This window comes from Klebsiella sp. RHBSTW-00215 (assembly GCF_014103785.1).
Classification (GTDB): Bacteria; Pseudomonadota; Gammaproteobacteria; order Enterobacterales; family Enterobacteriaceae; genus Klebsiella.
The window spans coordinates 2,591,424-2,604,945 of sequence record NZ_JABXQS010000001.1; the positions used below are offsets into that span (position 1 = coordinate 2,591,424).

General features: G+C 53.0%; 9 protein-coding genes. 6 read left to right on the forward strand and 3 right to left on the reverse strand.

The genetic code is table 11. The annotated features are described in order from the left end of the window. Positions 1-177 precede the first annotated feature (177 nt). Together ampD and ampE are read left to right on the forward strand one after the other, a co-directional pair. Positions 178-741, forward strand: coding sequence for a 1,6-anhydro-N-acetylmuramyl-L-alanine amidase AmpD (ampD, locus tag HV127_RS12325; protein WP_182236343.1), 564 nt, complete (start codon positions 178-180; stop codon positions 739-741). Beyond that, positions 738-1,592, forward strand: coding sequence for a beta-lactamase regulator AmpE (gene ampE, locus HV127_RS12330; RefSeq protein WP_112215511.1), 855 nt, complete (start codon positions 738-740; stop codon positions 1,590-1,592). The genes ampD and ampE overlap by 4 nt, the downstream gene beginning before the upstream one ends. Positions 1,593-1,667: 75 nt before the next feature. Here the strand turns inward: ampE and HV127_RS12335 are convergent, their stop codons facing one another. From HV127_RS12335 to aroP, 3 genes are all read right to left on the reverse strand, one after another. Continuing rightward, the gene (locus HV127_RS12335) at positions 1,668-2,618 is read right to left on the reverse strand and encodes a family 43 glycosylhydrolase (RefSeq protein WP_182236344.1); all 951 of its coding nucleotides are present in this window, start codon (positions 2,616-2,618) and stop codon (positions 1,668-1,670) included. Next, on the reverse strand, positions 2,618-4,024 hold the full coding sequence (locus HV127_RS12340; protein WP_182236345.1) for an MFS transporter: 1,407 nt from the start codon (positions 4,022-4,024) through the stop codon (positions 2,618-2,620). Before HV127_RS12340 ends, HV127_RS12335 begins: the two co-directional genes overlap by 1 nt. 176 nt (positions 4,025-4,200) lie before the next feature. Then, on the reverse strand, positions 4,201-5,571 hold the full coding sequence (gene aroP, locus HV127_RS12345) for an aromatic amino acid transporter AroP (RefSeq protein ID WP_182236346.1): 1,371 nt from the start codon (positions 5,569-5,571) through the stop codon (positions 4,201-4,203). Between the two features lie 652 nt (positions 5,572-6,223). Between aroP and pdhR the strand changes: the two genes are divergently transcribed. The 4 genes from pdhR to lpdA all read left to right on the forward strand — a co-directional run bounded on the left by pdhR (position 6,224) and on the right by lpdA (position 13,441). Beyond that, the gene (gene pdhR, locus HV127_RS12350; protein WP_004098632.1) at positions 6,224-7,003 is read left to right on the forward strand and encodes a pyruvate dehydrogenase complex transcriptional repressor PdhR; all 780 of its coding nucleotides are present in this window, start codon (positions 6,224-6,226) and stop codon (positions 7,001-7,003) included. A 241-nt stretch (positions 7,004-7,244) separates the two neighbouring features. Continuing rightward, positions 7,245-9,908, forward strand: a complete 2,664-nt coding sequence (gene aceE / locus HV127_RS12355; RefSeq protein WP_110272535.1) for a pyruvate dehydrogenase (acetyl-transferring), homodimeric type — start codon at positions 7,245-7,247, stop codon at positions 9,906-9,908. Between the two features lie 14 nt (positions 9,909-9,922). Further along, positions 9,923-11,809 carry a pyruvate dehydrogenase complex dihydrolipoyllysine-residue acetyltransferase gene (gene aceF, locus HV127_RS12360; protein WP_182236348.1) on the forward strand — a complete coding sequence of 629 codons (1,887 nt, stop codon included), beginning with the start codon at positions 9,923-9,925 and terminating at the stop codon, positions 11,807-11,809. 207 nt (positions 11,810-12,016) lie between these two features. Next, entirely contained in the window at positions 12,017-13,441 is a 1,425-nt protein-coding gene (lpdA, locus tag HV127_RS12365) for a dihydrolipoyl dehydrogenase (RefSeq protein WP_110272779.1), read from the forward strand. The last annotated feature ends 81 nt before the right edge of the window (positions 13,442-13,522 follow it).

The window sequence follows — 13,522 nt, forward strand, 5'->3', positions numbered from 1 at the left end:
AGAAGTGGGAAACATGCTAACCTGAACCACGTTTCTGTACCACATCCACTTCATCCTTCCGGCGGCTTCACCGTGGGTCTCAAGTTAGTTTTGTGATGAGTGATAGTGCGTATAACAGCAGGCATTCTTTGGCCCCCGGGCGCCGCGAATGCACAGGTTAGTAAAAGGAGACTCGACATGCAGTTGAACGGGGGATGGCTGGTAGATGCGCGTCGGGTTCCTTCGCCGCACCACGATAGCCGCCCGGATAATGAAACCCCTTCTTTGCTGGTGGTGCACAATATCAGTTTGCCGCCCGGCGAATTTGGCGGTCCATGGATTGATGCCCTATTCAGCGGTACGCTCGATCCCGATGCCCATCCTTTCTTTGCTGAGATAGCCCATCTTCGCGTTTCGGCGCATTGTCTGATTCGCCGGGACGGTGAAATCGTGCAGTATGTGCCTTTCGATAAGCGCGCGTGGCACGCGGGCGTTTCCAGCTACCACGGACGTGAGCGCTGTAATGATTTTTCAATAGGCATTGAGCTGGAAGGGACCGACACACAGGCCTATACCGAGGCGCAATATCAGCAACTGGCGGCTATTACCCGGCAGCTTATTTCGCTCTATCCGGCCATTGCAGACCATATCACCGGCCACAGCGATATTGCTCCTGTGCGTAAAACGGATCCCGGCCCGGCTTTTGACTGGGCAAAATTTCGCGATTTGTTAACCTCGTCGTCAGATAAGGAGATGCCATGACGTTGTTTACCACGCTGTTAGTGCTTATTGCCGAGCGTTTGTTCAAGCTGGGCGAACACTGGCAGCTTGATCACCGGCTGGAAGTGTTGTTTCGCCGGGTAAAGCATTATTCACTCTTTGGCACCGTACTGATGACGGCTGCAGCGGTAGCGGTGGTCTTTATTATTCAGCGCTTGCTACAAGGGCAGCTATTTAACGTTCCGCTGCTGGTGTTCTGGATTTTGCTCGGCCTGCTGTGCATTGGTGCTGGGAAAGTCCGCTTGCATTACCATGCGTATCTGAAAGCCGCTGCCCGTGATGATAGCCGCGCCTGCGACGCCATGGCCAGTGAGCTTACCCTTATCCACGGCGTGCCGCCGGGTTGCGATCAGCGTGAATATCTCAGCGAGCTGCAAAACGCACTGCTGTGGATTAACTATCGCTATTATCTTGCCCCGCTGTTTTGGTTCGTTGTTGGCGGGCCGTGGGGGCCGTTAACGCTAATCGCTTATTGTGTGCTGCGAGCCTGGCAAACGTGGCTGGCGCGTTATCAGACGCCACATCATCGTTTACAGTCGGGAATCGACGGTATCCTGCACGTAGTGGACTGGGTGCCGGTACGCCTGGTTGGCGTGGTTTATGCGCTGGTAGGGCACGGAGAAAAAGCTTTACCGGCCTGGTTTGCGTCGCTGGGCGATCGCCACTCTTCGCAATATCAGGTATTAACCCGTCTGGCGCAGTATTCGCTGGCTCGCGAGCCGCACGTCGATAAAGTGGCTACGCCGAAAGCGGCGGTTTCCATGGCGAAGAAAACGTCGCTGGTGGTAGTGGTGATTATGGCGCTGCTGACGATTTACGGGACGTTGATTTAACAACCTGAACGCGCTTTGCCGGGCGGCGGCTTACGCCTTGCCCGGCCTACAAAACCCGCCCCTGTAAGCGTAGTGCTACAATGTATCAGCCGCTGGGATGCCAAAATCAGGCATCCCATTTTCTTGCCAGCGAACCAATTTCAGACGGGTATGACGATTCGGATCGTACAGCGGATCGCCTTCGATTTCGGTGTAGTTGCGCGCGTGATACACCAGCACATCTTCTCCCTCCGACGTTTGCGTAAAGCTGTTGTGTCCCGGCCCATACTGACGATTTTCGTAGCTGGTGCGGAACACCGGCTGCGGTGCTTTATGCCAGTTTTCCGGCTGGAGCGGATCGGCGTTGACGTCTATCCACAGTAAGCCCATGCAATAGTTTTCATCGGTAGCGCTGGCGGAGTAGCTGATGAACAGTTTGTCATCGTGGAACAGCGCCGCCGGACCCTCGTTGACCAGAAAGCCGCGGCACTCCCAGTCAAACTCCGGCTTACTCAACATCACTGGTTTGCCTTTTAGCGTCCACGGGTTTTCAAGTTCAGCCAGATACAGGTTGGTGTTGCCCGCAATATCCGGGTCTTTTTGCGCCCACAGGTACCACTGCTTGCCCTGATGGTGGAAGGTGGTGGCATCCAGCGCAAAGGTATCAAACGGCGTTTTTACCTGGCCCTTTTCCTGCCACTTGCCGGTTAGCGGGTCGCTATCCGCGCATTCCAGAGCGAACATGCGATGCTGGAACATGCCCAATTCATCGAGATCATGCGTGTGGCTGGCGGCAAAGTAGATGTACCATTTACCTTCGATTTCATGTAGTTCCGGGGCCCAAATCAGCTGACTCATTGGGCCGCTCTCCGGCTTGCGCCAGACCACCACCGGCTGGGCGTCGCGCAGGCCTTCAAGGGTTGCAGAGCGGCGAATTTCCAGTCGGTCATACTCCGGAACCGAGGCAATAAAATAGTAGCAATCCTGATGGCGCAGAATAAACGGATCTGCGCGTTGTTCAATAAACGGGTTTGGCCAGTTTTTCATCAAGCTTTCCTTACGTGTTCACTGGTTTTGTGATCCTGGAACTCATTTAGTTCACTGTAGTTGATGCGGCGTTTCTCCAGGTCTGACTGAATTTGGCGCATGAACTCGCGGTTCACTTTCAGCATGCGTACGACACCGGCGGTAATCAGGTAACCGACGCCAGGGATGACGCTAAACAGCAGCACAATACCGTTAACAGCTGAGGCGCTCTGCTCTTTAGCGCCAGCATCGTAGCCATACCAGGAGAGCAGGAAGCCAACCATTGCCCCGGCAATCGCCAGTCCGACCTTCAGGAAGAACAGGTTACCGGAGAAGCTGATGCCGGTAATACGTTTGCCGGTCTTCCACTCGCCGTAGTCGTCAACGTCAGCCATTAGCGACCAGTGCAGCGGCGATGGGATTTGATGCAGAATATTCAGCAGGAAGTAGAGCACCATAATCATCATGGTGGCATGCGGATCGAAGAAGTAGAACGCGCAGGAGAAAATGGCGAGCACGATGTTGGTCCAGAAAAATACCTGCAGTTTGCACCAACGGTCGGTCAGTACTTTTGCCAGCATGCTGCCAATCATCATTCCCACCACGCCGAGGCTGATAAACAGCGTCGCGAAGTGGGTGCTTTGCTGCATGACCCAGGTGACGTAATACATGGTGGCGGCCATGCGGATAAAGCCCGGACAGACGTTGCACAGGGTTAGCAGCAGGATACGTACCCACTGATCGTTCTTCCAGACGTCTTTCAGATCTTTTTTCAGTTCGTCGTTAGTCTGCACTGCCGGGCGTACGCGTTCACGAACGGTAGCGAAGCAAAACAGGAACATACACATGCCGATAAAGGCGAGCACCGTCATCGCCATCTGGTAGCCTTTGGCTTTATCTTCACCGCCGAACCAATCCGCCATTGGCAGCAGCGTCAGAGAGAGCAGCAGGGTGGCGATACCGACCATGACAAAACGATAGGACTGGCAGGCTACGCGTTCCTGCGGGTCATTAGTAATCACGCTACCCAATGAACAGTAAGGAATGTTGATCGCGGTATAGGTCAGCGAGAGCAGGAAGTAAGTGACGAAAGCATAGATAACTTTGCTGTTGTAGGACCATTCGGGGGTGGTAAACATCAGCACGCTAAACAGCGCGTACGGGAAGGCAATCCACAGTAGCCATGGACGAAAACGGCCATATTTACTGCGAGTACGGTCAGCCATTGCGCCCATAATCGGGTCGGTCACGGCATCGATAACGCGTACGGAAAGCAGCAGAACGCCGACCAGGGCCGGTGCGAGCCCGAAGATATCCGTATAAAAATAGTTAACAAACAACATGATGGCGCCGAAGATGATGTTACATCCGGCATCGCCCATCCCGTAGCCAATTTTCTCTTTAACTGAAAGCTTATTGCCATTCATGGTGGAGATCTCCCCGTTGCGGTATGGAGAGAATTATTAGCTGGATAATGGATAAATGCGTTGCAGGAAAAGGTCAACGATATGGACAAATAGGTTGTTGCGAGGAAAGTGTGAAGCAGATAACAATGCTCTGTGCCCGCAAAATGGCGGCGGGCACAGATTCTGGAGATGTATGATTATGCTTTTATGGCGCTAGCTGTTTTTTGCTTAAACAGATAGCCAATGCCGAGGATCACAATCCATACCGGGATCAGGTAAACGGAAATTGCCATACCTGGAGTCATTAGCATGATGACCAGCACACCGACCATAAACAGTAGGCAAATCCAGTTTCCTAGCGGATAAAACAGCGCAGGGAAGCGGGTGACTACGCCCTGCAGCTGTTTGGCGCGACGGAATTTGATGTGTGCCAGGCTAATCATCGCCCAGTTGATTACCAGCGCAGAAACGACCAGCGCCATCAGCAGACCAAACGCGGATTCCGGTGCGAAGTAGTTAATCAGGACGCACAGTGCGGTCACTACCGCGGAAACCAGAATGGTGTTAACCGGTACGCCGCGTTTATCGACGTTCATTAGCGCTTTTGGTGCGTTACCCTGCTGTGCCAGGCCGAACAGCATCCGGCTGTTGCAGTAGACGCAGCTGTTGTAAACGGAAAGCGCCGCGGTCAGTACCACGACATTCAGCGCGTTAGCCACAAAAGTATCGCCCAGTTCGTGGAAGATCAGGACGAACGGGCTGGTGTCAGCGGTCACGCGGCTCCACGGCAGCAGGGAGAGCAGAACGGCCAGCGAGCCCACATAGAAAATCAGGATACGGTAGATAACCTGGTTGGTGGCTTTAGGAATGCTTTGCTCTGGATTATCGGCTTCTGCTGCCGTAATACCGACCAGCTCCAGACCGCCAAACGAGAACATGATAATCGCCATCATCATCACCAGCCCGGTGAATCCGTGCGGCAGGAATCCACCCTGCTCCCACAGGTTGCGTACGGTGGCCTGCGGGCCGCCGTTGCCGCTGAACAACAGCCAGCCGCCGAACAGGATCATCGCCACGACGGCGACGACTTTAATGATTGCGAACCAGAATTCCATCTCGCCAAACACTTTGACGTTGGTCAGGTTGATGGCATTGATGGCAACGAAGAAGATGGCTGCAGAAACCCAGGTCGGGATTTCAGGCCACCAGAACTGGACGTATTTCCCTACGGCAGTGAGCTCTGCCATGGCCACCAGAACGTAAAGAACCCAGTAGTTCCAGCCGGAAGCGAAGCCTGCAAAGCCGCCCCAGTATTTGTAGGCGAAATGGCTAAATGAACCTGCTACAGGCTCTTCTACCACCATTTCACCCAGCTGACGCATGATCAGAAAGGCGATGAAACCGGCAATTGCGTAGCCCAGAATAATACCCGGGCCTGCGTTTTGGATGACGGATGCACTACCCAGAAATAAACCGGTACCGATAGCGCCTCCCAGCGCAATAAGCTGAATATGGCGGTTTTTAAGGCCGCGCTTTAGCCGATCGCCATGCTGTTGACCTTCCATCATGAAACCTCGTGTGTGGTTATGGTTATTATGTTTGTACGCGTCATCCTTCAGGTGACTTCTTCACTGTCTGTCCCTGCCTGATAGCATAGTCAGCGAAATTTCAGCGAGCCTGCGCCCCGTTTTACCCTGAGTGATACGATGCACATATTGTTGTGTTTGTGTAATTATGAAATTCCGTTTCTGTACTGATTTCTTTACGCAAGGCAGGGTGGTAATTCATGAAAAGGCCTTTCGTATCATGGAGAATAGTGATAAGCGGCAGTGAATGCACCTGCTTTATGAAGGGATGATGACGAAGCGAGCAAAAAGAAACCATTTGTAAATCATGCCTGCATACCCACTACCTACCTCTTATTTTCTTTAAATTCATAAATAATGAATTTTTATTCACTTGATGGTGAGGTGAATCGGTTCAGATAGCGTATTATTTCGTTTCGATTACGTTAACGCTACCTCATTGTGGGTAAACATAACATTTGTGCAAAGTTACATTTTTGAAATGTTATTTCTGTATGTTTGTTAAAACATGCTGGGTTTACTGATTTCAATCAAAACCTGTATGGACAGAAGGTGAATACTTTGTTACTTTAGCGCTACGAACTATGAATTGGTAAGACCAATTGACTCCGGGCTAATGGCAGAGACAGGGAATATGGCCTACAGCAAGATCCGCCAACCAAAACTATCCGATGTGATAGAGCAGCAGCTGGAGTTTTTGATCCTTGAGGGGACGTTGCGCCCCGGTGAAAAGCTCCCGCCTGAACGCGAACTGGCAAAACAGTTCGACGTTTCCCGCCCCTCGCTGCGTGAGGCGATTCAACGCCTCGAAGCCAAGGGGTTGTTGCTTCGTCGCCAGGGAGGTGGAACGTTTGTACAAAGCCGCCTGTGGCAGAGCTTCAGCGACCCGCTGGTAGAGCTCCTGTCCGACCACCCTGAATCCCAATTTGATCTGCTGGAAACTCGGCACGCGCTTGAAGGCATTGCGGCTTATTACGCAGCGCTGCGCAGCAATGATGAAGACCGCGAACGTATTCGCGAGCTGCATCAGGCCATAGAGCGAGCCCAGCAGTCCGGCGACCTTGACGCCGAATCCGATGCCGTCGTCCAGTATCAAATTGCCGTCACCGAAGCGGCGCATAATGTGGTGTTGCTCCATTTGCTACGCTGCATGGAACCGATGCTGGCCCAAAACGTTCGCCAGAATTTTGAATTGTTGTATGCCCGCCGGGAGATGCTCCCGCAGGTCAGCAATCATCGCACTCGGATTTTCGAGGCGATAATCGCCGGGGAGCCGGAGCAGGCGCGTGAAGCCTCGCATCGTCACCTGGCGTTCATTGAGGAAATTTTGCTGGATCGCAGCCGTGAGCAGAGCCGTCGTGAACGCTCACTGCGCCGTTTACAGCAACGAAAAGATGAGAACTCCGGTTCTTAAGCGCCATTTTTAGAGCGCGGCAACTAAACGCAGAACCTGTCTTATTGCACTTTTAGTTGTTCAAAATAATTTTGGGTGTATCGCGGCGGCAAGCGCGCGAATCCCCGGGAGCATAGTGAACTATGTGACTGGGGTGAGGAAGCGAAGCCAACAAAGAGACAGCCAGAAGTATGAAGAACAAAGAGCGCAATGGGACAGGTTCCAGATTAATCAACGATTAGATAGATAAGGAATACCCCCCATGTCAGAACGTTTACCCAATGACGTGGATCCGATCGAAACTCGCGACTGGCTACAGGCGATCGAATCGGTCATCCGTGAAGAAGGTGTTGAGCGCGCTCAGTATCTGATTGACCAACTCCTTTCTGAAGCCCGCAAAGGCGGGGTGAAAGTGGCTGCTGGCACATCGACTGGCAGTTACGTAAACACTATTGCCGTTGAAGATGAACCGGAATACCCGGGAAATCTGGATCTGGAACGTCGTATCCGTTCTGCGATCCGCTGGAACGCTATTATGACCGTTCTGCGCGCATCGAAAAAAGATCTCGAACTGGGTGGCCACATGGCTTCCTTCCAGTCTTCCGCGACTTTCTACGAAGTGTGCTTCAACCACTTCTTCCGTGCACGCAACGAGCAGGATGGCGGCGATCTGGTTTACTTCCAGGGCCACATCTCTCCGGGCGTATACGCACGTGCATTCCTGGAAGGTCGTCTGACTGAAGAGCAGATGAACAACTTCCGTCAGGAAGTTCATGGCAAAGGCCTGTCTTCCTACCCGCACCCGAAACTGATGCCGACCTTCTGGCAGTTCCCGACCGTTTCCATGGGTCTGGGCCCAATCGGTGCAATCTACCAGGCTAAATTCCTGAAATATCTGGAACATCGTGGCCTGAAGGACACCTCCAAACAGACCGTTTATGCCTTCCTGGGCGATGGCGAGATGGATGAACCAGAATCCAAAGGTGCGATCACCATCGCTACCCGTGAGAAACTGGACAACCTGGTCTTCGTTATCAACTGTAACCTGCAGCGTCTTGACGGCCCGGTCACCGGTAACGGCAAGATCATTAACGAACTGGAAGGTATCTTCGCAGGTGCTGGCTGGAACGTTATCAAGGTTATCTGGGGCGGTCGTTGGGATGAACTGCTGCGTAAAGATACCAGCGGTAAACTGATCCAACTGATGAACGAAACCGTTGACGGCGACTACCAGACCTTTAAATCCAAAGACGGCGCTTACGTTCGTGAGCACTTCTTCGGTAAATATCCGGAAACCGCAGCGCTGGTTGCCGACTGGTCTGACGATCAGATTTGGGCACTGAACCGCGGTGGTCACGATCCGAAGAAAGTCTTCGCTGCACTGAAAAAAGCGCAGGAAACTACCGGCAAAGCAACCGTCATCCTGGCCCATACCATCAAAGGTTACGGCATGGGTGATACCGCTGAAGGTAAAAACATCGCTCACCAGGTTAAGAAAATGAACATGGACGGCGTGCGTCACATTCGCGACCGTTTCAATGTGCCGGTAACCGATGAGCAGGTGGAAAACCTGTCTTACATTACCTTCCCGGAAGGTTCTGAAGAACATACCTATCTGCACGCACAGCGTCAGAAACTGCACGGTTACCTGCCGACTCGTCAGCCGAACTTCGATGAGAAGCTGGAACTGCCTCAGCTTGCTGATTTCGGTCCGCTGCTGGAAGAGCAGAACAAAGAAATTTCTACCACTATCGCGTTTGTTCGTGCTCTGAACGTGATGCTGAAGAACAAGTCCATCAAAGACCGCCTGGTACCAATCATCGCCGATGAAGCGCGTACCTTTGGTATGGAAGGCCTGTTCCGTCAGATCGGTATTTACAGCCCGAACGGTCAGCAGTACACCCCGCAGGACCGTGAGCAGGTTGCTTACTATAAAGAAGACGAGAAAGGTCAGATCCTGCAGGAAGGTATCAACGAACTGGGTGCTGGCGCATCCTGGCTGGCGGCTGCGACTTCTTACAGCACCAACAACCTGCCGATGATTCCGTTCTACATCTACTACTCCATGTTCGGGTTCCAGCGTATCGGTGACCTGTGCTGGCAGGCTGGCGACCAACAGGCTCGCGGCTTCCTGGTCGGTGGTACCTCCGGTCGTACGACGCTGAACGGCGAAGGTCTGCAGCACGAAGATGGCCATAGCCATATTCAGTCTCTGACTATCCCGAACTGTATCTCTTACGATCCGTCTTACGCGTACGAAGTTGCGGTCATCATGCATGATGGTCTGGAGCGTATGTACGGTGAGAAACAAGAGAACGTTTACTACTACATCACCACCCTGAACGAAAACTACCACATGCCGGCAATGCCGGAAGGTGCCGAGGAAGGTATCCGTAAAGGTATCTATAAACTCGAAACCATCGAAGGTAGCAAAGGTAAAGTTCAGCTGCTGGGTTCCGGTTCTATCCTGCGTCACGTGCGTGAAGCCGCTGAGATCCTGGCGAAAGACTACGGCGTAGGTTCTGACGTTTATAGCGTCACCTCCTTCACCGAACTGGCGCGTGATGGCCAGGATTGTGAGCGCTGGAACATGCTGCACCCGCTGGAAACTCCGCGCGTTCCGTACATCGCCCAGGTGATGAACGACGCTCCGGCTGTGGCATCGACTGACTATATGAAACTGTTCGCCGAGCAGGTTCGTACTTATGTACCGGCTGATGATTACCGCGTACTGGGTACCGACGGCTTCGGTCGCTCTGACAGCCGTGAGAACCTGCGTCACCACTTCGAAGTTGATGCTTCCTACGTGGTAGTTGCAGCGCTGGGCGAACTGGCTAAACGTGGCGAAATCGATAAGAAAGTGGTTGCAGACGCAATTGCCAAATTCAATATCGATGCAGATAAAGTTAACCCGCGTCTGGCGTAAGAGGTAAAAGAATAATGGCTATCGAAATCAATGTACCGGACATCGGGGCTGATGAAGTTGAAATCACCGAGATCCTGGTCAAAGTGGGCGACAAAGTTGAAGCTGAACAGTCGCTGATCACCGTAGAAGGCGACAAAGCCTCTATGGAAGTTCCGTCTCCTCAGGCTGGCGTTGTTAAAGAGATCAAAGTCTCTGTTGGCGACAAAACTGAGACCGGCAAACTGATCATGATTTTCGATTCCGCCGATGGTGCAGCAGCCGCTGCACCTGCGCAGGAAGAGAAGAAAGAAGCGGCTCCGGCAGCAGCGCCAGCGGCAGCAGCGGCTAAAGACGTACACGTTCCGGATATCGGCGGCGACGAAGTTGAAGTTACCGAGATCATGGTCAAAGTGGGCGACACCGTTGCGGCTGAGCAGTCATTGATCACCGTAGAAGGCGACAAAGCGTCTATGGAAGTCCCGGCACCGTTCGCAGGTACTGTGAAAGAGATCAAAATCAGCACTGGCGACAAGGTATCTACCGGCTCCCTGATTATGGTCTTCGAAGTGGCGGGTAGCGCACCTGCTGCGGCTCCGGCGAAAGCGGAAGCTGCTCCGGCAGCGGCTGCACCGGCGGCTTCCGGGTCTAAAGAAGTTAACGTTCCGGATATCGGCGGCGACGAAGTTGAAGTCACTGAAGTGATGGTTAAAGTGGGCGATAAAATTGCCGCTGAGCAGTCACTGATCACCGTTGAAGGCGACAAAGCTTCGATGGAAGTTCCGGCACCGTTCGCGGGCACCGTGAAAGAGATCAAAATCAGCACTGGCGACAAAGTGTCTACCGGCTCCCTGATCATGGTCTTCGAAGTGGAAGGCGCTGCGCCTGCCGCAGCACCGGCTGCTGCACCGGCACCGACTGCTGCACCTGCTCAGGCCGCTAAACCTGCTGCTGCCCCTGCGGTAAAAGCGGAAGGCAAATCTGAGTTTGCTGAAAACGACGCTTACGTTCACGCAACTCCGCTGATTCGCCGCCTGGCGCGCGAATTTGGCGTTAACCTGGCGAAAGTGAAAGGTTCTGGTCGTAAAGGCCGTATCCTGCGCGAAGACGTTCAGGCTTACGTGAAAGAAGCGGTTAAACGCGCTGAAGCTGCACCGGCTGCTGCCACCGGCGGCGGTATCCCGGGCATGCTGCCATGGCCGAAAGTGGACTTCAGCAAGTTTGGTGAAATCGAAGAAGTGGAACTGGGTCGCATCCAGAAAATCTCTGGCGCTAACCTGAGCCGTAACTGGGTGATGATCCCGCACGTTACTCACTTCGACAAAACCGATATCACCGATCTGGAAGCGTTCCGTAAACAGCAGAACGCCGAAGCTGAGAAGCGCAAACTGGATGTGAAATTCACTCCAGTAGTCTTCATCATGAAAGCCGTTGCCGCTGCGCTTGAGCAGATGCCGCGCTTCAACAGCTCGCTGTCTGAAGATGCGCAGCGCCTGACGCTGAAGAAATACATCAACATCGGTGTGGCGGTTGATACCCCGAATGGTCTGGTTGTTCCGGTCTTTAAAGACGTGAACAAGAAGAGCATTACCGAACTGTCTCGCGAACTGACCGTGATCTCCAAGAAAGCGCGTGATGGTAAGCTGACTGCTGGCGAAATGCAGGGCGGTTGCTTCACTATCTCCAGCATCGGCGGCCTGGGTACCACCCATTTCGCACCGATTGTGAACGCGCCGGAAGTGGCTATCCTCGGTGTGTCTAAATCCGCGATGGAACCGGTGTGGAATGGTAAAGAGTTTGTTCCGCGTCTGATGATGCCGATCTCTCTGTCCTTCGACCACCGCGTTATCGACGGTGCTGATGGTGCGCGCTTTATTACCATCATCAACAACACCCTGAGCGATATTCGCCGCCTGGTGATGTAAGCGAAAAGCCGGCCTGACGGCCGGCTTTTTTCTGGTAATCTCTTCTGCGTTTTGAAGTTACCAGCAATAAAGGACAAAATCGTTTGCCGTTTGTTGTTTCAAAATTGTTAACAATTTTGTAAAATGCTTGCGGATAGAACGTCCCGGTGGACATGGGCGTAAAAACAATAGCGTCAGACCCGCCGGATACAAATTACAGAGGTCATGATGAGTACTGAAATCAAAACTCAGGTCGTGGTACTTGGGGCAGGCCCCGCAGGTTATTCTGCTGCCTTCCGTTGCGCTGATTTAGGTCTGGAAACCGTAATCGTAGAACGTTACAACACCCTGGGCGGTGTTTGTCTGAACGTCGGCTGTATCCCTTCTAAAGCACTGCTGCACGTTGCGAAAGTTATCGAAGAAGCGAAAGCGCTGGCCGAACACGGCATCGTTTTTGGTGAGCCGAAAACTGACATCGATAAAATTCGTACCTGGAAAGAAAAAGTTATCACTCAACTGACCGGTGGTCTGGCTGGTATGGCCAAAGGCCGTAAAGTGAAAGTGGTTAACGGTCTGGGTAAATTTACCGGTGCTAACACCCTGGAAGTCGAAGGCGAAAACGGCAAAACCGTGATCAACTTTGACAACGCGATCATTGCGGCGGGTTCCCGTCCGATTGAACTGCCGTTCATTCCGCATGAAGACCCGCGCGTATGGGATTCCACCGACGCTCTGGAACTGAAAACTGTACCAAAACGCCTGCTGGTTATGGGTGGCGGTATTATCGGTCTGGAAATGGGTACCGTGTACCATGCGCTGGGTTCAGAGATTGACGTGGTTGAAATGTTCGACCAGGTGATCCCGGCTGCCGATAAAGACGTGGTAAAAGTCTTCACCAAGCGCATTAGCAAGAAGTTCAACCTGATGCTGGAAACCAAAGTCACTGCCGTTGAAGCGAAAGAAGACGGTATCTACGTTTCCATGGAAGGCAAAAAAGCGCCGGCTGAAGCGCAGCGCTACGACGCCGTACTGGTGGCTATCGGTCGCGTGCCGAACGGTAAAAACCTCGATGCCGGCCAGGCAGGCGTTGAAGTTGACGAGCGTGGCTTTATCCGCGTTGACAAACAGCTGCGTACCAACGTGCCGCACATCTTTGCTATCGGCGATATCGTTGGTCAGCCGATGCTGGCGCACAAAGGTGTTCACGAAGGCCACGTTGCCGCCGAAGTTATCTCCGGCATGAAGCACTACTTCGACCCGAAAGTGATCCCGTCCATCGCCTACACTGAGCCAGAAGTTGCCTGGGTTGGTCTGACTGAGAAAGAAGCGAAAGAGAAAGGCATCAGCTACGAAACCGCCACCTTCCCGTGGGCTGCTTCTGGCCGTGCTATCGCTTCCGACTGCGCAGACGGTATGACCAAACTGATTTTCGACAAAGAATCACACCGCGTTATCGGCGGGGCGATTGTCGGTACCAACGGCGGCGAGCTGCTGGGTGAAATCGGTCTGGCTATCGAAATGGGTTGCGACGCTGAAGACATCGCGCTGACCATCCATGCTCACCCGACTCTGCATGAGTCCGTTGGCCTGGCGGCAGAAGTCTTCGAAGGTAGCATCACCGACCTGCCGAACGCGAAAGCGAAGAAAAAGTAAGTTTTTCTTTCAGGCAAAATCGATAAGCGGCTCTGTGAGCCGCTTTTTTTATGCCTGATGTTTAGAACTGTGTCGTCGGCA